The organism is Xanthomonas arboricola pv. guizotiae (genome assembly GCF_002940205.1).
Classification (GTDB): domain Bacteria; phylum Pseudomonadota; class Gammaproteobacteria; order Xanthomonadales; family Xanthomonadaceae; genus Xanthomonas; species Xanthomonas arboricola_C.
This window is the reverse complement of the sequence record NZ_MDSK01000001.1, coordinates 285,403-306,341: the sequence shown is the minus strand read 5'-3', so window position 1 is coordinate 306,341 and position 20,939 is coordinate 285,403. Positions and strand designations below refer to the sequence as shown.

Sequence of the window (20,939 nt, the reverse complement as noted above, 5' to 3'; positions counted from 1 at the left end):
ACTTACGCGTGATGGCTCCAACCTCAGGCGTCGATCAGAAGTCTATCGAGGAGTTGTTCAGAGCTTCCCTAGAGCGGTGGCAGCACCTTGCCCGGATTCAGGATCCCGTCCGGATCCAGTGCGGCCTTGATCGCGCGCATCGCCGCCAGTGTCGCTGCGCTGAAGGCCTGGGCCATGAAGTCGCGCTTGGCCACGCCGATGCCGTGCTCGCCGGAGAGCGTGCCTTCCAGCGCCAGCACCAGCGCAAACAGGCGCGGCAATGCGGCATGCGCGCGCGTGTCTTCGTCGGCATCGGCCGGGTCGTACATGATGTTGACGTGCAGGTTGCCGTTGCCGGCATGGCCGAAGGCGACGATGGGCAAGGCGAATTCGGCCGCAAGCGCTTCCACGCCGGCCACCAGTGCGGGGATGCGCGAGACCGGCACCACCACGTCCTCGTTGATCTTGCCCGGCTTGATCGTGCGCAAGGCCGGCGACAGCGCACGCCGCGCGGCCCACAACCTGTCGCGCGCGCTGCCATCGGCGGCCACGTCCAGGCTCAGCACGCCCTCGCCATCGGCGGCATCGTGCAGGGCCTGCAATGCGTAGGGCAGGGTGTCGTGATCGCCATCGGCTTCGATCAGCAGCATTGCGCCAGCCTCGGGCACATCGCTGCCGTTGCGGCGCAGCAGCGCGATCGCGCTGGCATCCATGAATTCCAGCATGGTCGGCGTGGTCGGTTGCGCCATGATGCGCGACACCCCCGCCGCGGCGCTGGCCGCATCGCGGTACAGCGCGCGCAGGCCGGCCTGTGCGACTGCGCGCGGGGTCAGCTTCAAGGTCGCCTCGACGATGATCGCCAGGGTGCCTTCGCTGCCGACCAGCAGATGCGTCAGGTCGTAGCCGGTGGAATTTTTCGTGTACGCACCGCCGCAGCGGATCACCTCGCCGCTGCCGGTCACAGCGACCAGGCCGAGCACGTTGTCGCGGGTAGCGCCGTACTTCACCGCGCGCGGGCCGCCGGCATTGGTGGCCAGGTTGCCGCCGACGCTGCAGATGTCCGCGCTGGACGGATCCGGTGGCCAGAACAATCCATGCGGCTGCAGTGCGTGTTGCAGGTCGCCATTGAGCAGGCCCGGTTGCACCACCGCGCAGCGGTCTTCCGGGCGCAGCGCAACGATGCGATTCATATGCGCCATCGACACCACCACGCCGCCGGAAAATGGCACCGCCGCACCGGTGGTGCCGGTGCCGGCGCCGCGCGCCACGATCGGCACGCCATGCGCGCGGCAGGCCTGCACGATCGCCACCACATCCTCGGTATCGCGCGGCAAGGCGACGGCGGCGGGCAACGCCCAGCGGCGCGAATCGTCCTCGCCATAGCGGCGCCGCGCATCGTCGCCGGTCAACCAGCCGTCGGCGCCAAGACGCGCGGCCAACAGGTCGGCCAGCGCGGTGGGAAGTATATCGGTCATGACACACGATCCTGTGGTGTCGCGCGCTGGATGCATGTCCACGCCAGCATGGCGACGGTGAACGGCAGCCAGACCCAGCGCAGCTCGGAGAGCAGCGTGGCAAGGCCGCGCGCATTGAAGAAGCCGTTGGCGAAAGGCGACACGCGAATCGGCCGCCATGGCGCGAACCAGCGCGCCTCGCTCCAGGGCCAGGTCAGTGCAACGCCCAGGCCACCGGAGGTCATCGCATCCAGCAATGGATGCGATGCGGCGCAGACGAACAAGAACGCTGCTGCCTGCAGTGCGTCCTCACGCAACAGGCGATGCGCAACACCACCCAGCAGCGCGATCAGCCCGGCAAACAGCAACGAGTGGCTGGCACCGCGATGGCCGAACGCATCCGCATACGGAACATGCAACGCGAACGCCAGCACATCGGCATCGGGCAACATCGCCGCGACGATGCCGGCACCGAGCAGGCGCGGCGACAGGCGGCCGCGTTCACTCGCGCACCAGAGCGCCAGCGGCACCGCGGCATGGGTGATGATGGTCGGCATCGCGCGTGGGTCGTCGTCGTCAGCAATCGTCGGCGCGGAAGGCGTCGCGGATCCAGTTCAGCACCACCGGCTCGCCGCTGGCTTCCACCACATCGAAGCGGCACGGCAAGGTCGCCAGCGCCGGGTGATAGGCAAGGAACAATTGCGCGGCCAGCACCAGTTTGCGGCGCTTGCGCGCATCCACCGATGCCGCGCCGCCGCCGAAGCGGTTGTCGCGGCGATAGCGCACTTCCACGAACACCAGCGCCTGGCCGTCGCGCATCACCAGGTCCAGTTCGCCGCCGCGGTAGTTGGCATTGCCCGCCACCAGCCGCAACCCGGCCTGCTCCAGCAGCGCGCGTGCGGCCGCTTCCACCGCCGCACCGCGCTGCTGGCGCGCTGCCGGCATGGCGTCAACGGCCGTCGGCGATCGGCACCGGGCGGCCACCGTTGAAGGTGGACCAGGCCGGCGTGCGCAGCACATTGCCAAAGCCATCCAGGTGCAGGGTGCCGGTGGCGCCACGCAGGCCGCCATCGGTGCCGGTGGCGAGTTTTTCCAGGTACGCGCTGATCTTCCAGGCGTCGTAGCCGAACGCGAACAGGCGCGCGCCGGGTCCGCGTGCGCTGGGCAGCGTGCTGGCGACCTGGGTGGAGGCCGGCAGCCCGGACACGCCCAGCGCGGTCCAGGTTTCGCTCGGGTAGACGATGCCGTCCAGGGCCAGGTCGTCCTCGACCTTGCCGGTGCCGGCCACCAGCTGCGAGGTGCCCACGCGCGACTTGCCGGCGAATCCGCTCAGGGCCAGTTGCGGCGCCAGCGCGCGCGCGGTGTTGCCGCGCACCGCCAGGAACACCGCATCGGCCGTACCGTAATTGCGCAGCTGTGCACCGATGTCGCCCGGAACCTCGGCCACGCTGATGCTGCCGGCGACGCTGCCGCCGCGTTCGCTGAAGCGGTCGCGGAAGGCCTTGATGGTGCGCTTGCCGTTGTCGTCGCTGGTGCCGACGATCAACACGTTGCGGCGCTCGCGCGCGAGCAGGTATTCGGCGGCCATGATGCCGTCGTCTTCCGGCGCCAGCGAGAAGCCGGCGCTGCCGCTGGGCGGCGCCTTGTTGTCGGTGGGGCGGTTGAGCGCCAGCACCGGCACCGCCAGCTGGCCGCGTGCGAACACCGCGCTGACCTCGTCGCGACCCAGCGGGCCGACCACGTAATCGACCCCGGCGTTCACCGCCTTGTCGTAGGCGGCATTGGCGCCGGCGGCGGTGCCGGCGGTGTCGAAGAAGCGCAGTTCCGGGCGGCGGCGGGTTTCGGCGTAGTAGCCGGCCAGCAGGCCGTCGCGCACCGGCGCCGCGGCGGTGGCCAGGCTGCCGCTGAGCGGCAGCAGCACGCCCAGTTTGACCGGCGGGCGATAGCCATCGCGTTCGGCCGGCGGGCGCTTGCTGGTGTCAAAGCCCCATTGCGCGTCGCGCTCGAACGCGCGCGGCAGCGCCAGTCCGCGGCTGATCAAGGCACGGCCGGCGAAGTTGTACAGCGGGTCGCCCGCCGGCAGTGCCGCGGTGCGGCCCTTCAGCGTGGCGTCGTCGAGTGCGGCGAGCAGGCGCACGATCGCGCGCTGGTTCTCGCTGCGCGCGGTGCCGGTCAGGCTGGCATCGGCGCGTGCGCGGTCGGCGGCGGCCCCGAACAGGTCGCCGGTGCCTTCCAGTGCGGCGGCGCGTGCCAGCAGCCAGCGGGTCTGCAGCGGCTGCGGCAGGCCTTGCGGGCTGTCGCCCAGGGCCTGCAGCGCCTGCGCGGCCTGCTTGTCGATCACCGCCAGCTCGCCGGTGAGCAGCGCGAAGCGGGCGCGCTCCTCGCCGCTGAGATGGCGCGGGGTCACCTGCGCCAGCAGCGTGCGCGCACGCGCATCGTCGCCGGCGTCGTGCCAGCCGAACGCGGCTGCCGCCAGCAGGCGGCTGCGCTGCACACCGCTGGCGCCGGCGGCCTCGGCTTCCAGTTGCTGCGCCGCCTCGCGCGGCTTGCCCTGGTCCAGCAACGCCAGCGCCGCGCTCTGGGTCGGCGAGGCGGTCTGGGTCACGCTGCTGGTGGCGCAACCGGCGGCCAGCATCACCATCAGCGACAGGGCGGAGATCCTTGCAACACGCTTGTTCATTTCAGATCCATTGGACAGGGGCCGCCGGGGCGGACCGTTAAAAACGCTACGATTCTACCCTTTGCCCTACGGAATACCGTCGATGACGTCCCCCGGAACCCTGCACGTGGTCGCCACGCCGATCGGCAACCTGGCCGACCTGTCGCCGCGCGCGCAGGAAGTGCTGCGTGGCGTGGCCGCGATCTGCGCCGAAGACACCCGCCATACCCGCCAGCTGCTCGGCCATTTCGGCATCGACCGCCCGCTGCTGGCCCTGCACGACCACAATGAAGAAGCCATGTCCGAGCGCATCGTCGCGCGCCTGCGCGAGGGCGAGTCGCTGGCCATCGTCAGCGACGCCGGCACCCCGCTGGTCAGCGACCCCGGCTTCAAGCTGGTGCGCGCCGCGCGCGCGGCCGGAATCCGGGTCAGCCCGGTGCCGGGCGCCTGCGCCGCCATCGCCGCGCTCAGCGTGGCCGGCCTGCCCAGCGACCGTTTCGGCTTCGAGGGCTTTTTGCCGGCCAAGAGCGCCGCCCGCCGCGAGCGCCTGGCGCACCTGGCCGGCGAAACCCGCACCCTGGTGTTCTACGAGTCCTCGCACCGCATCGTCGAGTCGCTGGCCGACCTGCGCGGGGCCTTCGGCGACGAGCGCCCGGCGGTGATCGCCCGCGAGCTGACCAAGCTGTTCGAAACCGTGCTCGACGGCACCCTGGCCGAGCTGCAGGCCAGGGTCGAAGCCGACGACAACCAGCGCAAGGGCGAGTTCGTGGTGATGGTGCAGGGCGCCGCCGACGCCGCCGAAGGCCAACTGGCCGAAGGCCGCCGCGTCTACGCCAAGCTCGCCGAACACCTGCCGCCGTCCACCGCCGCCAAGCTCGCCGCCGAGCTGACCGGTGCGCCGCGCAAGGCCTTGTATGGCGGCTAGGTGTGCTGCTGCAGGAGCAGGGTGACGTGCACTGGGATTTTTCTCGGTAGGGCCTCTCGCGCCCGGGTGCGCTCCTACGGGCAATTGCGGGCTTACCGGCGATGGCGGGGCTGGCAGCGTTGCGCCGTTCTGCACGGTGGCGATAGCGTATAGTGCGCCCCGGCGGAGTCGGCCAGACAGTCGCGTCACTCGCAAGAGTGCCGAGGAAAGTCCGGGCTCCACAGGGCAAGGTGCCAGGTAACGCCTGGGCGGCGCAAGCCGACGGAAAGTGCAACAGAAAGATACCGCCTACGTCCCTCGTCACCCCTCTGCCGCCACTGAAACGTGTCGGCGATGCATAAGCATCGCCAAGTGCGTTCGGAGGCCGCAGAGGGGTGGCGAGGGGCCGGTAAGGGTGAAATGGTGCGGTAAGAGCGCACCGCGAGTCCGGTAACGGACCGGCACGGCAAACCCCACCTGGAGCAAGACCAAATAGGGATCCATTGGCGTGGCCCGCGCTGGATCCGGGTAGGTTGCTTGAGCGCTGCGGTGACGTAGCGCCTAGACGAATGACTGTCCACGACAGAACCCGGCTTACCGGCCGGCTCCGCCGCCTTGCTTTGGGCATCGCCCAAAGCTTAAGGCGCCCACGCTTCGTACCGCCGTTGGCGGTACAAAACGCGGGTCCCGCTCCATGGCATGCCAGAACTCTGCGGCTGTTTGCTGCCTTCTTTGGGCGTTCGCCCCTCCATGGCATGCCAGAACCCCGCGGCTGTCGCCGCGCCTCCTTGACTCAAGGGGGCTTGCAGGTAGACGGCTGGCCGAGGGGCTCGCGCCCCGCATCGACTCCCTTCCACCGCATGCGGGGGAAGGTGCCCGAAGGGCGGATGGGGGCAGGCATCGCGCAACGCCTGCGGCGTCACGAAAGCGCGGCCCGCTCCGTGGCATGCCAGAACCCTGCGGCTGTTTGCTGCCTTCTTTGGGCGTTCGCCCCAAGAAGGCGCCCACGCTTCGTACCGCCGTTGGCGGTACAAAACGCGGGTCCCGCTCCATGGCATGCCAGAACCCCGCGGCTGTCGCCGCGCCTCCTTGACTCAAGGGGGCTTGCAGGTAGACGGCTGGCCGAGGGGCTCGCGCCCCGCATCGACTCCCTTCCACCGCGTGCGGGGGAAGGTGCCCGAAGGGCGGATGGGGGCAGGCATCACGCAACGTCTGCGTAGGGGCAAACTGCCTGCGGCCGTGTCCCCGTACTAGCCGAACGAGCGGGTGAACAGCTCGTCCAGGGCGTCGATGATGATCTGGCCTTGCTCCTTCAATGTGCCTGCCGGTGTGTTGAGAACGGCTAACGGCACCGAGGTCATTTCCAGGGGTTGCAGGATGACGCGTTGGCCGGCCACGGTGAGTTCCGGGGTGAAGCGTGAGGGGGTCGGAGAGTGGCTGGACTTGATGACCAGCGGCGCGATCACGCGGCGGGGGGAGGCGTCGAAGATCTTTGACTGGACGACGACCACGTACGGGATGTTCCTGTTCTGGCCGACATTGGCGTAGACATCGAACTGGTCGGTCATAGCGTGGAGAACTCGTCGGCGAAGGAGCCGTACGTTTCAGTGAAGGCTTTCCATTCGCTCGCGGCGCGTTGCAGCTCAAGCGCTCTTGCGCTGTGGCTGTCGCGTTCATTGGTGACGTAATCGGCCAGCAACTCTTCGACCTTTGCCGAGAGATTGCCGGTCATCGCGCGGGCTTGCGAGACCAGGTCGGCATTGATGGTCAGGTTCAGTGGCTTCTTCTGCGCAGAAACATCGTAGTAGCGGTTCATGCGTTGGCTCCCAGGTTATGCGCACGCTATGCGCATGAATCTGGATTGTCAACGCGATCCCGGGATATCCCAGGGGATCTCCAGCCGCGTTTCGCCCTGGAAGATCCCGGCGGAGCCAAAGCGGCGTTCGTGGATGAAGCCACTGCCCTGGTGGTCCACCGCGACGATGGTGCTGGCGCGGGTGCCGTAGCTGGGTCCGGTGATGAAGGCGGCCGAGAGCAGGCGTTCGGTGGGCAGGTCCACGCCGGTGTGGGGCAGGGCGGCGTCGGGCGCGATGGCGGGGCTGCCCAGGGCGGTCCATAGCGGCTGCAGGTCCTCGCTGCGCGTGGCGCACCAGTCGTGCAGGGCCGCAGTCAGCGCGGCCGTCTTGGGCCAGTGCGCATCCAGCGGGCCGTTGGACATGCCGTGGATGCCGGGCGCCAAGCTGCGCGCCAACGGCGGGTGATTGCTGAGGTGTTCGCAGCGCTCGGCGTCGCACAGCAATAGATTGAATGGCGGGAATTGGTGCGCGGCCGCTGCCAGGTCGTCGGCGTACACGGCCGCGTCCAGGCTGCCGGCCAGGTAGTCGGCAATGAGGTGTCCGCGCGAGCGGCCGGATGCGCTGGCGAGCGGGTCGCGCACATTGGTCACCACCGCGGCGCGACCGTCGCTGCCCAGCCCCACCCAACTGCCGCCAGAGCGCAGGTCGCGGCCCGCCAGCACGCCGTCGGAGGGTGCCGGCCAGCGCGCCAGCGCAGCGGTCGGCCGGTCGTGGAACTCATCGCGGTTGCCCGCCAGCAGCAGGCGCCAGCGTGGGTGGGTTTTCCAGGCAAGGGCGACCAGGCACATGGCGCCGATTGTCGCCCATTTGCGCAACGACCATGTGCAGCTGGCGCAGTGTGAAGTGAGACTGCGGTCGGGTTTACATGGCCTTCACGCCCCTGAATTTTCGTTCAATCTCAAAATATGAGATGAAACAGCAACTTGTGGATAACCTTTGAACAAGTCTCTAAAGAGTGCTGCAACTCATTGATGCGACTGGCGATTTGTGACCTCCAAAGTTGTTGACAACCTTTGACGCGCTGCTAAGGTGGGCAACGGAGGGAAAACCAGGTGTTTTGTGGTTTTTCGTGGTTCAATGATCCCCCAGCGGGTATTCGAGGTTGCATTCGGTGTTTCAAGGCGAGACTGCCATCACGGTGGACGACAAGGGGCGGATGGCGGTGCCAACCGCGTACCGCGACCTGGTCACGCGTGTCAGCGGCAACCGCCTGGTACTCACCTACAACCCGTTCGAAGCCGGATGCCTGTGGCTGTACGCGGAAAAGGAGTGGGAGCGGGTGCGTGACGATGTGATGTCCAAGCCCAATACCCAGCGCGTGGTCCGCACGCTGCAGCAGAAACTGGTGGGTTCTTCCGCAGTGCTGGAGCTGGACGCCAATGGCCGTCTGAGCATCCCGGCCAGCCACCGCAATGCGGTCGGCATCGAGAAGAAGGCCGTGCTGCTGGGCATGGGCGACAAATTCGAACTCTGGAGCGAGCAGGCACATCGCGCACTGATCCAGCAGACATTGTCTGACGGGGATCTGGGCGATGAATTGCTCGATCTCAGGTTGTGAGCCGGGGTGCCCGGATGCGCGGTGAAGCGCAGCCCGGTCACCCGGTGTCGCAGCCACCGGCGGCCCATGTGCCGGTGCTGTACACGCAGGTTCTTGAGGGCCTGCAGGTGATCGAAAACGGAACCTATCTCGATGGCACGTTCGGGCGTGGCGGACACGCCCGTGGCGTGCTGCAACATCTTGGCCCGGGAGGCCGACTGCTGGTGATGGACAAGGACCCCGACGCGATCGCCGTGGCCGAACAGTCGTTCGGTGACGATGCGCGCGTGTCCATCCATCGCGGCAGCTTCGCCGGCCTCGGCCAGGTGGTCGCTGCGGCAACCGTCGACGGCATCCTGCTGGATCTGGGCGTGTCCTCGCCACAGCTGGACGTGGCCGGGCGCGGTTTCAGCTTCGGCAAGGACGGCCCGCTGGACATGCGCATGGATCCGGACGCCGGCCAGAGCGCGGCCGAGTGGCTGGCGCATGCCAGCGACCGGGACATCGCCGACGTGCTGTGGACCTATGGCGAAGAGCGCCAGAGCCGCCGCATCGCGCGCGCCATCGTGGCGCGCCGCGCCGAACAGCCGCTGCTGCGCACCGCGCAGCTGGCCGAGCTGATCGCCTCGGTAATGCCGCGCGGCGACAGCAAGACCCATCCGGCCACCCGCAGCTTTCAGGCGATCCGCATCTATATCAACCGCGAGCTGGACGATCTGGAAGCCGGCCTGGATGCCGCGCTGGGCGCGCTCAAGCCCGGCGGCCGCCTGGCGGTGATCAGTTTCCATTCGCTGGAAGACCGCATCGTCAAGCAGTTCATGGCCCGCTACGCCAAGGCCCCGCCGAGCAACCGCCGCCTGCCCGAAGCGCAGCCGTTCGTGCCGACGCTGCAGCTGATCAGCGGCGCCATCAAGGCCGACGACGCCGAACTGAGCGTCAACCCGCGCGCCCGCAGCGCCGTGTTGCGGGTGGCTGAAAAGCTGGGAATGGGGAATGGGGAATCGGGAATGGGCAAAGGCAACAGTGCCGCTGCTTTCCGATTCCCGAATCCCGAATCCCGACTCCCGGCGTCTCCGAACGGAGACGCCGCATGAGCCGCCTGCTGCTCATCGTGCTGCTTGCCTGCAGCATCGCCTCGGCGATCGGGGTCGTGTACATGCGCCACATGCATCGCAAGCTGTTCGTGCAGTTGTCCAAGCTCGAGCACACGCGCGATGAATTGAATATCGAATTCGGCCGGCTGCAGCTGGAGCAGGCCACCTGGGCGGAAAGCAATCGCGTGGATCAGGTTGCGCGTGCGCGCATCGGGATGAAGTTCCCGGAGACCAACGACATCGTGGTGGTGCGCCCATGAGCGAACGGCAGCACAGCCGCTTTGCACGGCGTAGCCGCCCGCAGGGTGGCGCATATGCAGTTGCGTTCATGACAAAACGGCAGGACAGCCGCTTTGCACGGCGTCGCTGCCCGCAGGGTGGCGCACACGGGGGTGCGGAATGAAGGCCGGCCGCAACCGCGCGCGCAGCAACTTCAACCTGCGTGGCCGCCTGACGCTGGTCGGCATCGCGCTGGGCCTGTGCTCGGTGACGCTGATCGGCCGGGCGGCGTTCGTGCAGCTGGTCAACCGCGATTTCTACCAGCGTCAGGGCGAAGCGCGCTACCTGCGCGAACTGCCGATCGCCACCTCGCGCGGCATGATCACCGACCGCAACGGCGAGCCGCTGGCGGTGTCCACGCCGGTGGAATCGATCTGGGTCAATCCGCAGGAACTGCTGCGCAACCCGGACCGCATCCCCGAGCTGGCCAAGGCGCTCGGCCAGCCGCTGGACGAGTTGAACGCCAAGCTGGCGCAGAAGGCCGGCAAGGAATTCATGTACCTGCAGCGCCGGATCAACCCGGACAAGGCGCATGCCATCGTCGATCTGAAGATCCCCGGTGTGTTCTCGCAGCGCGAGTTCCGTCGCTTCTATCCGCAAGGCGAGGCGATGGCCCACGTGCTGGGCTTCACCAATATCGACGACCGCGGCCAGGAAGGCCTGGAGCTGGCCTTCGACGAATGGCTGCGCGGCAAGCCGGGTTCCAAGAAAGTGGTGCGCGATGCGCGCGGTGCGATCGTGGAGAGCGTGGACCTGGTGCGTGCGGCGCAGCCGGGCAAGGACCTGACGCTGAGCATCGACCGCCGCATCCAGTTCCTGGCCTACAAGGAGCTGCGCAACGCACTGGTCGAAAACAATGCGGCCGGCGGGTCGATGGTGGTGATGGATGTGGCCACCGGCGAAGTGCTGGCGATGGTCAACCTGCCCACCTACAACCCCAATGCGGTCACCGGCATCAACCCGTCGGCGCGCCGCAACCGCGCGGTCACCGATCTGGTCGAGCCGGGCTCGACGATGAAGCCGCTGACCGTGGCCACCGCGCTGACCGCCGGCGTGGTGACCAAGGACACGGTCATCGACACCAACCCCGGCTACATGTCGGTGGGGCGCTTCACCATCCGCGATGTGCCGCGCAACAACGGCGTGCTCAACGTCACCGGCGTGATCACCCGCAGCTCCAACATCGGCGCGGCCAAGATCGCCGCCAAGGTGCCGGACCAGACCTTCTATCAGTCGATCCGCAACTTCGGTTATGGCGCTGCGCCGCACAGCGGTTTTCCCGGCGAATCGGCCGGCGTGGTGCTGCAGCCGGCGCGCTGGAGCGGCCCGTCCAAGACCACCATGTCCTACGGCTACGGCCTGTCGGTGACGCCGCTGCAGATCGCGCAGGCCTACGCCACGCTGGGCAACGGCGGCAAGCTGACCCCGCCGACCTTCGTGCGTGGCCAGCACAACGACACCCGCCAGGTGGTCACGCCGGACGTGGCGCGCCAGGTCATCGACATGATGGAAACCGTGGTCACCCAGGGCGGCGCCAAGGGCGCGGCGATCCTGGGCTATCACGTGGCCGGCAAGACCGGTACCGCGCGCAAGAACGGCGCCAACGGCTACGAGCGCGGGCATTACAACGCGCTGTTCGCCGGCCTGGTGCCGGCCACGCGCCCGCGCTTTGCCACGGTCATCGTGATCAACGATCCGCAGGGCAAGGTGTACTACGGCGGTCTGGTGTCGGCGCCGGTGTTCCACCGCGTGATGGAAGGTGCGCTGCGCTTGATGGACGTGCCGCCGGACGATATCCAGTCGTGGCTGGCCGCGCAGGCTGCCGGCAAGACGGGCCAACCCGTCGTGAAGCCGCAACCGGCCGATCTGGATCCGGCCCTGGTGCCGGATCCGGTGGACGAAGTGTCGGCCGGCATTCCGACCGCACTGGCACCTGCGCCAGCCGCCGCGCCAGCCCAGCCTGCACCGTTGCAGGAGAGCCGCCAGTGAGCCGCAGCATGGCGCTTTCGCAGTTGCTGCCGGACGTGGCGCTTGCGCACGAGGTGCAGGTGTCCGGTCTGGTGATGGATAGCCGTGCGGTGCGCGCGGGCGATGCGTTCGTGGCGATCGCCGGCTTCGGTGCGCATGGCCTGGGCTTTGTCGAACAGGCGCGCGCCAATGGCGCAGTGGCGGTGTTGTTCGAGCCGCCGGCGCCCGACGGCCTGCCGGTCCCGGCCGATGCGATTGCCGTGCCCGGCTTGCGTGCGCGCCTGGGCGAGATGGCCGATACATTTCATGGTCGGCCGTCGCACGCGATGCGCATGGTCGGCGTCACCGGCACCAACGGCAAGACCTCCACCGTGCAGCTGCTGGCGCAGGCCTTGACGCTGCTCGGCACGCCCACCGGCACGCTCGGCACGCTGGGTGTCGGCCTGTACGGCAACGCCGTGCCGACCGGATTCACCACCCCGCTGGTGCTACCCACGCACGCATTGCTGGCGCAGTTGCGCGATGACGGCGCGCAAGCCGTGGCGATGGAAGTCAGCTCGCACGCGCTCGATCAGGGCCGCGTGGACGCGGTGCATTTCGACGTGGCGGTGTTCACCAATCTCACCCGCGACCATCTCGATTACCACGGCGACATGGCGCAGTACGGCGCGGCCAAGGCCAAGCTGTTCACCCGTGCTGGCTTGAAAGCGGCGGTGGTGAATCTGGACGACGCCTTCGGTCGCACGCTGTTTGCTTCGCTCGCCCCCGCACTGCGCGCGATCGGCGTGAGCTCGCGCGCGCAGGCCGACGCCAGCGTGAGCGCGCAGGCATTGCAGCTGGACCACAACGGCATCAACTTCGCTTTGAATATCCACGGCGAAGTGCATCCGGTGCACTCGCCGCTGCTGGGCCGCTTCAACGTGGACAACCTGCTGGCCGTAGCCGGTGCATTGTCTGCGCTGGAGATCGCGCCGGCGCAGATCGCCGAAGTGCTCGGTCGGTTGCAACCGATCCACGGCCGCATGAATCGCCTCGGCGGCGCGCATGGCGCACCGCTGGTGGTGGTCGACTACGCACACACGCCCGACGCGCTGGAGCAGGCGCTGAGCAGCCTGCGTTCGCATGCACAGGACCGGCTGATCTGCGTGTTCGGTTGTGGTGGCGAGCGCGACACCGGCAAGCGCCCGCAGATGGCGGCCATTGCCGAGGTCAATGCCGACGTGGCGATCGTCACCGACGACAACCCGCGCGGCGAAGATGGCGATGTGATCGTGGCCGACATCCTGCGCGGCTTCGCGCGCCCGGATGCGGCCATCGTGCAGCGCGACCGCGCCGCCGCGATCCATCAGGCGATCGGCATGGCCAGCGCGTCGGACATCGTGTTGATCGCCGGCAAGGGCCACGAGCCGTATCAGGAAGTGGCCGGCGTGCGGCATGCCTTCGACGATGCCACTGTCGCTGCGCAGGCGCTGCTGCCGCGCACCGTGCTGGGGGTGCGCGCATGAAGCTCACTCCGCTGTCGTTGATTGCCCATTGGGCTGGCGGCGAGCTGCACGGCGATGATGCCATGATCGATGCGGTCGGCAACGACACCCGCACGCTTGCCAACGGCAGCCTGTATGTGGCGCTGCGCGGCGAGCGTTTCGATGGACACGACTTTGCTGCCGACGCGGTTGCGCGCGGTGCCAGCGGTTTGCTGGTAGAGCGTCTGCTGCCTGCGCTGAGCGTGCCGCAGGTGGTCGTGGACAACACCGAGCTGGCGTTGGCGCGTATTGCTGCCGGCATGCAGCGCGACCGCGCCACGCGGGTGATCGCCTTGACCGGCTCCAACGGCAAGACCAGCGTCAAGGCGCTGCTGTTGTCGATCCTGCAGGAAGCCGGGCGCGTGGACGGCACCACCGTGTACGCCACGCCGGGTAACCGCAACAACGAGATCGGTTTGCCGCTGGCCGTGATTGCCGCGCCCGACGATGCGGATTTTGCGATCTACGAAATGGGCGCCGGCAAGCCGGGCGATATCGCCTACCTCACCGAGATCGCGCAGCCGCATGTCGCGCTGGTCAACAACATCGCGCCCGCGCATCTGGAGCGCCTGGGCAGCCTGCTCGGCGTCGCCCGCACCAAGGGCGCCATCTACGCTGCATTGCCGGCCGATGGCGTGGCGGTGATCAATGCCGACGATGCTTTCGGTGCCTGGTTCGCGCAGCAACTGCATGCGCAGCAGGTGCCGGGCCGCCGCGTGTTGCGCTACGGCCTGCAGGCCAGTGCCGAGATCACCGCGCATGGCTTGCGGCTGCAGGCCAGTGGCGCGCAATTCACCCTGGTGACCCCGCACGGCCAGGCGCAGATCGCGCTGCCGTTGCCGGGCCGCCACAACGTGCTCAACGCGCTGGCCGCGGCCGGCCTGGCCTTGGGTGCGGGCATCGCCCTGCCGATCATCGCCGCCGGCCTGGCGCAGGTGCGCCCTGTGGCCGGTCGTCAGATCACCCACGCCCTGCCTGGCGGCGCGGTGCTGATCGACGACAGTTACAACGCCAACCCCGGCTCGCTGGATGCCGCCATCGACACCCTGGCCGCTGCGCCTGGCGAAGGCTGGCTGGTGCTCGGCGACATGCGTGAACTCGGCCCGGAAGGCGCGGCCCTGCATGCCGCCGCCGGACGTCGCGCGCGCGCGGCCAAGCTGCAGCGCCTGTACGCGCTGGGCGAGCTCAGTGCCGCCGCCGCACAGGCGTTCGGCGAGGGCGGCCGCGTGTTCGCCACCCATGCCGCGTTGATCGCGGCCTTGCAGGCGGATCTGGCGCAGCTCGCCGTTTCGCCGACCCAAACGCAGGAATCTTCTTCGATGTACGAACACACCGGTGCGGCGGCGCAGACTGCCGCCACCACGGCGCAAACCCCGCCCACGCTGCTGGTGAAAGGCTCCCGTGGCAGCGCCATGGACCGCATCGTCGCCGCGCTGCTCGCACCGGCGGAGGACGCATCCCATGCTGCTTGAGCTGGCGCGTTGGCTGCAGCAACTGGAGAGCCTGTTCGGGCTGTTCAACTATCTGACCTTCCGCGGCATCCTGGCCGCGCTGACCGCGCTATTCCTGTCGCTGTGGATGGGCCCGGCGGTGATCCGCAAGCTGGCCCAGTTCAAGGGTGGCCAGCCGATCCGCCAGGACGGCCCGCAGACGCATTTCTCCAAGGCCGGCACCCCGACCATGGGCGGCTCGCTGATCCTGCTGACGGTGACCTTGTCGGTGCTGCTGTGGGGCGACCTGCGCAACCGTTACGTATGGTTGGTGCTGGCGGTGATGGTCTGTTTCGGTGCGATCGGCTGGTACGACGACTGGATCAAAATCGTGCGCCGCGATCCCAATGGCCTGAAGTCGCGCTGGAAGTATCTGCTGCAGTCGATCTTCGGCCTGGCCGCGGGCCTGTTCCTGTACTACACCGCCGACGTGCCGGCCGCGATCACCTTCTACATCCCGATGTTCAAGTCGATCGCGCTGCCGCTGGCCGGCGTGAGCTTCGTGGTGATCGCCTATTTCTGGATCGTCGGCTTCTCCAACGCGGTCAACCTCACCGACGGCCTGGACGGCCTGGCGATCATGCCGACCGTGCTGGTGGCCTGTGCGCTGGGCGTGTTCGCCTACGCCTCGGGCAACGTGGTGTTTGCCGAATACCTGAAAATCCCGCTGATTCCCGGGGCCGGCGAGCTGATCATCATCTGCTCGGCGATCGCCGGCGCAGGCCTGGGCTTTCTGTGGTTCAACACCTATCCGGCCATGGTGTTCATGGGTGATATCGGCGCGCTGTCGCTGGGCGCGGTGCTCGGCACCATCGCGGTGATCGTGCGCCAGGAGCTGGTGCTGGTGATCATGGGCGGGGTGTTCGTGATCGAAACGCTGTCGGTGATGATCCAGGTCGCCAGCTTCAAGCTGACCGGCAAGCGCGTGTTCCGCATGGCGCCGATCCATCACCACTTCGAACTCAAGGGCTGGCCGGAGCCGCGCGTGATCGTGCGCTTCTGGATCATTTCGGTGGTGCTGGTGCTGATCGGCCTTGCCACGTTGAAGGTGCGCTGATGAACGACATGTCCCGCCAGGCCACGCGACTGGACGCCATCGGCGGCCGCTACGACCCGTGGCTGCTCGGCGCCGCGGCCACGCTCGCCTCGCTGGGCGTGGTGATGGTGGCCTCCAGCTCGATCGAGCTGTCCGACAATCCGTTCTATTACCTGACTCGCCACCTGTTGTTCCTGGGGATTGGTATTGGCCTGGCGTTCTGGGCGATGCGCACCGAGCTCAAGACCATCGAGCAGTACAACCAGGTGTTGCTGCTGGCCTGCTTCGGCCTGCTGATGGTGGTGTTCGTGCCCGGCCTGGGCAGCAGCGTCAACGGCGCCAAGCGCTGGATCAACCTGGGCGTGTCGAAATTCCAGACCGTCGAAGCGGTCAAGGTGCTCTACATCGTGTGGCTGTCCAGCTATCTGGTGCGCTTCCGCGACGAGGTCAATGCGACCTGGCCGGCGATGCTCAAGCCGCTGGGCGTGGCGATCGCACTGGTCGGCCTGCTGCTGATGCAGCCGGACTTCGGCTCGTCCACGCTGCTGCTGGCGATCACCGCCGGCATGCTGGTGCTGGGCGGGGTGAACCTGCCGCGCATGTCGATGCCGATCGTGTTCGGCCTGCCGGTGTTCGCCTTCATCGCGATCCTGGAGCCGTACCGGCTGCGTCGCATCACTTCGTTCCTGGACCCGTGGGCCGACCAGCTCGGCTCCGGCTACCAGCTGTCCAACGCCTTGATGGCGGTCGGCCGCGGCCAGTGGACCGGCGTGGGCCTGGGCGCCTCGGTGCAGAAGCTCAACTATCTGCCTGAAGCGCATACCGACTTCATCTTCTCGGTGATTGCCGAAGAACTCGGCTTTGTCGGCGTGTGCGGTGTGATCTCGCTGTACGCGCTGCTGGTCGGCCGCGCGTTCTGGCTGGGCATGCGCTGCGTGGAAATGAAGCGTCACTTCTCCGGCTACATCGCCTTCGGCATCGGCTTGTGGATCAGCCTGCAGAGCTTCGTCTCCGTGGGGGTGAACCTGGGGATTCTGCCGACCAAGGGCCTGACCCTACCGTTGATTTCCTCCGGCGGTTCGTCGGTGCTGATGACCTGCGTGGCGATGGGCCTGCTGCTGCGCGTGTCCTACGAAATGGATCGTGCCGAGCGCCTGCGCAGCAAGTTGTCGCCGCAGGGTACGGGCGCGCCGTCGGCCGAGCCGGCCGAACAGGTGGTGGAATCGGCCGCGCCGGCCTACGCGCCTGCGCGCAAGCCGCAGCGCGAGCCGGTTGCCGCCGCGCCCGCCCCGGCACCGGTTGCTGCAGCCTCGGCGACGTCTGCGCATGCGTCCGAGTTCCTGCGCGGCACCAGCCGCATGCAGCCGCGCGTGGAACCGACCTTCGGGAGGATTGCATGAGCGCTCATGCGACTCCCGCGCAAACGCCCGCATATCCAGGTGCGGGGATTCGACCAGTGATGATTCTGGCTGGCGGCACCGGCGGGCACATCTTCCCGGGTCTGGCCGTGGCCAAGGTGCTGCGCGCGCGTGGCGTGCCGGTGACCTGGCTGGGCGCCGATGGCGCGATGGAAACCCGGCTGGTGCCGCAGCACGAGATTCAACTCGACACGCTGGCCATCAGCGGCCTGCGCGGCAAGGGCCTGGTGAAGTTGCTTGGCGCGCCGGTGCGGGTGATGCGCGCGGTGCGTGCCGCCGGCTTCGTGCTGCGCAAGCGTCAGCCGCGTGCGGTGATCAGTTTCGGCGGCTTTGCGGCCGGCCCGGGCGGCCTGGCAGCGCGGCTGCTCGGGGTGCCGTTGCTGGTGCATGAGCAGAACCGCGCGCCCGGCATGACCAACAAGGTGTTGTCGCGGTTTGCGCGCCGTGTGTTGACCGGTTTCCCGGGCAGCTTTGCCGGCGAAGAAGCGGTGGGCAACCCGGTGCGTGCGGAAATCGCGGCGCTTCCCGCGCCGGCCACGCGTCTGCTCGGCCGTGGCAATGCCGTACGCGTGCTGGTGCTCGGTGGCAGCCAGGGCGCACGCGCCTTGAACCAGGCCGTGCCCGCTGCACTGGCCGCGCTCGGTCACCCGGATGTCGAGGTGCGCCATCAGTGCGGCGAAAAGCTGCGCGCCGAAGCCGAAGCCTCCTATGCACAGGCGGGCGTCAACGCCAGCGTCGAACCCTTCATCGCCGACATGGCCGCCGCCTACGCCTGGGCCGACCTGGTCGTGTGCCGCGCCGGTGCCTCCACGCTGGCCGAACTGTGCGCCGCCGGCGTCGGCAGCGTGCTGGTGCCCTTCGCCGCCGCGGTGGACGACCACCAGACCCGCAATGCCGAATACCTGGTCGGCGCCGATGCCGCCGTGCTGCTCAAGCAGGACGACACCCTGGCCGCGCGCCTGCAGCAGGTCTTGCAGACCCTGCTCGCCGACCCCGCCCGCCGCCTGGCGATGGCCCAGGCCGCCCGCACCCTGGCCAAGCCGGACGCCGCCGAGCGCATCGCCGACATCATTCTTCAGGAAGCAGGGAGTGGTGAATCGGGAATGGGGAATGGGCGGAGCTCAGAACAATTGCAGGAACAGACAGTGATGCAAGAAAACAAGCGCACCGGTCAGGCGCTCAACGCCGCAGGTGCCTCGCTTTACACGATTCCCGATTCCCGATTCCCGATTCGCACCTCCACCGGAGGTGCCGTGTGATCCGCCGTCTGCAGGACAGTGGCGATCTGGTGCGGGCGTTTCCGCGCGTGCATTTCGTCGGTATCGGCGGCACCGGCATGAGTGGTATTGCCGAGGTGATGCTGACGCTGGGCTATGAAGTCTCCGGTTCGGACAACTCCGATAACGTGGCGACGCGTCGGCTGGCCAAGCTGGGTGCGCGGGTGATGCGCGGCCATTCGGCGGCCAACGTGCTGGGCACCGATTGCGTGGTGGTCTCCAGCGCGATCCGCGAAGACAACCCCGAGCTGATGGAAGCGCGCAGCCAGCGCATTCCGATCATGCCGCGTGCGGCGATGCTGGCCGAGCTGATGCGCTTCCGTCGCGGCATTGCGGTGGCCGGCACGCACGGCAAGACCACCACCACCAGCCTGGCCGCAGCAGTGCTGAGTGAGGGCGGGCTGGATCCGACCTTCGTCATCGGTGGCCAACTGCTGGCCGCCGGTGCCAACGCAAAACTCGGTGGCGGCCAATGGCTGGTCGCCGAGGCCGACGAGAGCGATGGCAGCTTCCTGCGCCTGAATCCGCTGATGGCGGTGATCACCAACATCGATTCGGATCACCTGGAAAACTACGGCAACGATTTTGCACGCATCCAGGCCGCCTTCGCCGAGTTCCTGCAGCGCCTGCCGTTCTACGGCCTGGCATTGCTGTGCATCGACGACCCGGAAGTGGCCGCGCTGGCCGGCAAGACGCCGCGCCACGTGATGAGCTACGGCATGAGCGAAAACGCCGACGTACGCGCCGAAGACGTGGTGCAGGATGGCCCGCGCATGCGCTTCACGCTGCGTCTGCCCGAAGGCACCACCACCCCGGTGACGCTGGCCTTGCCGGGCCGCCACAACGTGCTCAACGCACTGGCGGCCGCTGCGATCGGCTGGCAGCTGGGCGTGGCGCCGGAGACCATCGCGCGTGCGCTGGAAAACTTCGCCGGCATCGGCCGCCGCTTCAACGACCTGGGCGAAGTCACCACCAGTACCGGTGCGCGCGTGCGCGTGGTCGACGACTACGGCCACCATCCGCGCGAGCTGGAAGCGGTGTTCGCCGCCGCCCGTGGCGGCTGGCCGGACAAGCGCCTGGTGGTGGCATTCCAGCCGCATCGCTACAGCCGTACCCGCGATCAATTCGATGCCTTCGCCGCGGTGCTGAGCACCGTCGATGCGCTGGTGCTGAGCGAGGTCTATCCGGCCGGCGAAGCGCCGATTCCGGGCGCCGATGCGCGCGCGCTTGCGCGTGCGATCCGTGCGCGCGGCCGCAGCGAACCGGTGGTGGTCGGGCAGATTTCCGGGCTGGCCGAAGTGCTGCCGGACGTGCTGCAGGACGGCGATCTGTTGCTGATGATGGGCGCCGGCGATATCGGCTATGTCGCGCAGCACATCATCAACAACGGTTTCACCGGAGCGAGCGCATGAGCGCGGTGATTCCCAACGCACGTACCAGCGATCCGGCCGCGTTCGGCCGCGTCGCCGTGCTGCTCGGCGGTACCTCGTCCGAGCGCGAAGTGTCGTTGAACTCCGGCAGCAACGTGCTCGACGCACTGCGCGCGCGCGGTGTCGACGCGCAGCCGGTCGACGGCATTCCGGCCCTGGCGCAGGCCCTGGTCGAAAAACGCTTCGATCGCGTCTTCAATGTGCTGCACGGCCATAACGGCGGCGGCGAAGACGGCATCGTGCAAGGCCTGATGGAAGCCTTCAAGGTGCCGTACACCGGCTCCAACGTGCTGGGTTCGGCGTTGAGCATGGACAAGATCCGCACCAAGCAGGTGTGGCTGTCGCTGGGCCTGTCCACGCCGCGCTATGCGCGCCTGGCCGCCGGTGCCAGCGCCGACGACATCCAGGCCGCCGCGCGGCAGATCGGCTTGCCGGTGATCGTCAAGCCGGCCAACGAAGGCTCCAGCGTGGGCATCAGCCGCGTATTCGACCAGGCCCAGCTCGAACAAGCCGTGCTGCTGGCGGCGCGCTACGACGGCGCGCTGCTGATGGAGCAACTGATCGAAGGCGACGAACTCACCGTGGCCGTGCTCGGCGACACCGCGCTGCCGTCCATCCGCATCGTCCCCAAGGGCCAGTGGTACGACTACAACGCCAAGTACATTGCCGACGACACGCAGTATCTGTGCCCGGGCCTGGAAGGCGAGGCTGAAGCGCAGATCCGCCAGCTCGCGCTGGACGCGTTCCGCGCTGCCGGGTGCCGTGGCTGGGGCCGCGTGGACGTGATGCGCGATGGCAGCAGCGGCCAGCTGTATCTGCTCGAAGTGAACACCGCCCCCGGCATGACCAGCCACTCGCTGGTGCCCAAGGCCGCGCGCCAGCTCGGCATCGATTTCGAAGGACTGGTCTGGCGCGTGCTGGAGCAGACGCTATGACGCCGGGAATGGGGAATCGGGAATCGGGAATCGCAAAAGCGACAGCCGGCAGTGCGCCGCTGTTGACGATTGCCGATTCCCGATTCCCCATTCCCGCGCG

General features: G+C 68.0%; 19 protein-coding genes and 1 other RNA gene. 13 read left to right on the top strand and 7 right to left on the bottom strand.

Going from position 1 to position 20,939, the window contains the following annotated elements; translation table 11 throughout:
* Positions 1-68: 68 nt before the first annotated feature.
* Genes XarbCFBP7408_RS01535 through XarbCFBP7408_RS01520 form a run of 4 tightly spaced genes read right to left on the bottom strand, consistent with a single transcriptional unit; the run spans position 69 to position 4,113 of the window.
* Positions 69-1,454: an FAD-binding oxidoreductase gene (locus tag XarbCFBP7408_RS01535; RefSeq protein WP_104560734.1), complete on the bottom strand. Its 1,386-nt coding sequence runs from the start codon at positions 1,452-1,454 to the stop codon at positions 69-71.
* Complete coding sequence (locus tag XarbCFBP7408_RS01530) at positions 1,451-1,990, bottom strand: metal-dependent hydrolase (protein WP_104560732.1); 540 nt, start codon at positions 1,988-1,990, stop codon at positions 1,451-1,453. The genes XarbCFBP7408_RS01535 and XarbCFBP7408_RS01530 overlap by 4 nt, the downstream gene beginning before the upstream one ends.
* A 19-nt stretch (positions 1,991-2,009) precedes the next feature.
* Positions 2,010-2,378 (bottom strand): YraN family protein, encoded by a 369-nt coding sequence (locus XarbCFBP7408_RS01525; protein WP_104560730.1) that lies wholly within the window; start codon positions 2,376-2,378, stop codon positions 2,010-2,012.
* A gap of 4 nt (positions 2,379-2,382) precedes the next feature.
* A complete protein-coding gene (locus XarbCFBP7408_RS01520; protein WP_104560728.1) occupies positions 2,383-4,113 on the bottom strand; it encodes a penicillin-binding protein activator in 1,731 nt (576 codons plus the stop codon).
* Positions 4,114-4,195: 82 nt separating this feature from the next.
* Between XarbCFBP7408_RS01520 and rsmI the strand changes: the two genes are divergently transcribed.
* Both rsmI and rnpB read left to right on the top strand, forming a co-directional pair.
* Positions 4,196-5,017 (top strand): 16S rRNA (cytidine(1402)-2'-O)-methyltransferase, encoded by an 822-nt coding sequence (rsmI, locus tag XarbCFBP7408_RS01515; RefSeq protein WP_039523544.1) that lies wholly within the window; start codon positions 4,196-4,198, stop codon positions 5,015-5,017.
* Between the two features lie 164 nt (positions 5,018-5,181).
* Positions 5,182-5,609: RNase P RNA component class A (rnpB, locus tag XarbCFBP7408_RS01510), an RNA gene on the top strand.
* A gap of 637 nt (positions 5,610-6,246) precedes the next feature.
* Here rnpB and XarbCFBP7408_RS01505 read toward each other — a convergent pair.
* Genes XarbCFBP7408_RS01505 through XarbCFBP7408_RS01495 form a run of 3 tightly spaced genes read right to left on the bottom strand, consistent with a single transcriptional unit; the run spans position 6,247 to position 7,640 of the window.
* A complete protein-coding gene (locus XarbCFBP7408_RS01505; RefSeq protein WP_104560726.1) occupies positions 6,247-6,564 on the bottom strand; it encodes a CcdB family protein in 318 nt (105 codons plus the stop codon).
* The gene (locus XarbCFBP7408_RS01500; RefSeq protein WP_104560724.1) at positions 6,561-6,812 is read right to left on the bottom strand and encodes a type II toxin-antitoxin system CcdA family antitoxin; all 252 of its coding nucleotides are present in this window, start codon (positions 6,810-6,812) and stop codon (positions 6,561-6,563) included. Before XarbCFBP7408_RS01500 ends, XarbCFBP7408_RS01505 begins: the two co-directional genes overlap by 4 nt.
* A gap of 48 nt (positions 6,813-6,860) precedes the next feature.
* On the bottom strand, positions 6,861-7,640 hold the full coding sequence (locus XarbCFBP7408_RS01495; RefSeq protein WP_104560722.1) for an NRDE family protein: 780 nt from the start codon (positions 7,638-7,640) through the stop codon (positions 6,861-6,863).
* A 314-nt stretch (positions 7,641-7,954) separates the two neighbouring features.
* Here XarbCFBP7408_RS01495 and mraZ point away from each other — a divergent pair, with 314 nt between their 5' ends.
* From mraZ to XarbCFBP7408_RS01440, 11 genes are all read left to right on the top strand, one after another.
* The gene (gene mraZ, locus XarbCFBP7408_RS01490) at positions 7,955-8,410 is read left to right on the top strand and encodes a division/cell wall cluster transcriptional repressor MraZ (protein ID WP_010367651.1); all 456 of its coding nucleotides are present in this window, start codon (positions 7,955-7,957) and stop codon (positions 8,408-8,410) included.
* Positions 8,411-8,424: 14 nt separating this feature from the next.
* Positions 8,425-9,483: a 16S rRNA (cytosine(1402)-N(4))-methyltransferase RsmH gene (gene rsmH, locus XarbCFBP7408_RS01485; protein ID WP_181106140.1), complete on the top strand. Its 1,059-nt coding sequence runs from the start codon at positions 8,425-8,427 to the stop codon at positions 9,481-9,483.
* Complete coding sequence (gene ftsL / locus XarbCFBP7408_RS01480) at positions 9,480-9,743, top strand: cell division protein FtsL (RefSeq protein ID WP_005991913.1); 264 nt, start codon at positions 9,480-9,482, stop codon at positions 9,741-9,743. Before rsmH ends, ftsL begins: the two co-directional genes overlap by 4 nt.
* A gap of 139 nt (positions 9,744-9,882) precedes the next feature.
* Positions 9,883-11,751 (top strand): peptidoglycan D,D-transpeptidase FtsI family protein, encoded by a 1,869-nt coding sequence (locus XarbCFBP7408_RS01475; RefSeq protein WP_104560720.1) that lies wholly within the window; start codon positions 9,883-9,885, stop codon positions 11,749-11,751.
* 8 nt (positions 11,752-11,759) lie between these two features.
* Positions 11,760-13,235, top strand: a complete 1,476-nt coding sequence (locus XarbCFBP7408_RS01470) for a UDP-N-acetylmuramoyl-L-alanyl-D-glutamate--2,6-diaminopimelate ligase (protein WP_181106142.1) — start codon at positions 11,760-11,762, stop codon at positions 13,233-13,235.
* Positions 13,232-14,725 carry a UDP-N-acetylmuramoyl-tripeptide--D-alanyl-D-alanine ligase gene (locus tag XarbCFBP7408_RS01465; RefSeq protein WP_104560716.1) on the top strand — a complete coding sequence of 498 codons (1,494 nt, stop codon included), beginning with the start codon at positions 13,232-13,234 and terminating at the stop codon, positions 14,723-14,725. Before XarbCFBP7408_RS01470 ends, XarbCFBP7408_RS01465 begins: the two co-directional genes overlap by 4 nt.
* Positions 14,715-15,800 carry a phospho-N-acetylmuramoyl-pentapeptide-transferase gene (gene mraY, locus XarbCFBP7408_RS01460; protein WP_016903082.1) on the top strand — a complete coding sequence of 362 codons (1,086 nt, stop codon included), beginning with the start codon at positions 14,715-14,717 and terminating at the stop codon, positions 15,798-15,800. The genes XarbCFBP7408_RS01465 and mraY overlap by 11 nt, the downstream gene beginning before the upstream one ends.
* Positions 15,800-17,179 carry a putative lipid II flippase FtsW gene (gene ftsW / locus XarbCFBP7408_RS01455; RefSeq protein ID WP_104560714.1) on the top strand — a complete coding sequence of 460 codons (1,380 nt, stop codon included), beginning with the start codon at positions 15,800-15,802 and terminating at the stop codon, positions 17,177-17,179. Before mraY ends, ftsW begins: the two co-directional genes overlap by 1 nt.
* The gene (gene murG / locus XarbCFBP7408_RS01450) at positions 17,176-18,456 is read left to right on the top strand and encodes an undecaprenyldiphospho-muramoylpentapeptide beta-N-acetylglucosaminyltransferase (protein ID WP_104560712.1); all 1,281 of its coding nucleotides are present in this window, start codon (positions 17,176-17,178) and stop codon (positions 18,454-18,456) included. The genes ftsW and murG overlap by 4 nt, the downstream gene beginning before the upstream one ends.
* Positions 18,453-19,886, top strand: coding sequence for a UDP-N-acetylmuramate--L-alanine ligase (gene murC / locus XarbCFBP7408_RS01445; RefSeq protein WP_016902185.1), 1,434 nt, complete (start codon positions 18,453-18,455; stop codon positions 19,884-19,886). The genes murG and murC overlap by 4 nt, the downstream gene beginning before the upstream one ends.
* Positions 19,883-20,839 (top strand): D-alanine--D-alanine ligase, encoded by a 957-nt coding sequence (locus XarbCFBP7408_RS01440; protein ID WP_104560710.1) that lies wholly within the window; start codon positions 19,883-19,885, stop codon positions 20,837-20,839. The genes murC and XarbCFBP7408_RS01440 overlap by 4 nt, the downstream gene beginning before the upstream one ends.
* Positions 20,840-20,939 lie beyond the last annotated feature (100 nt).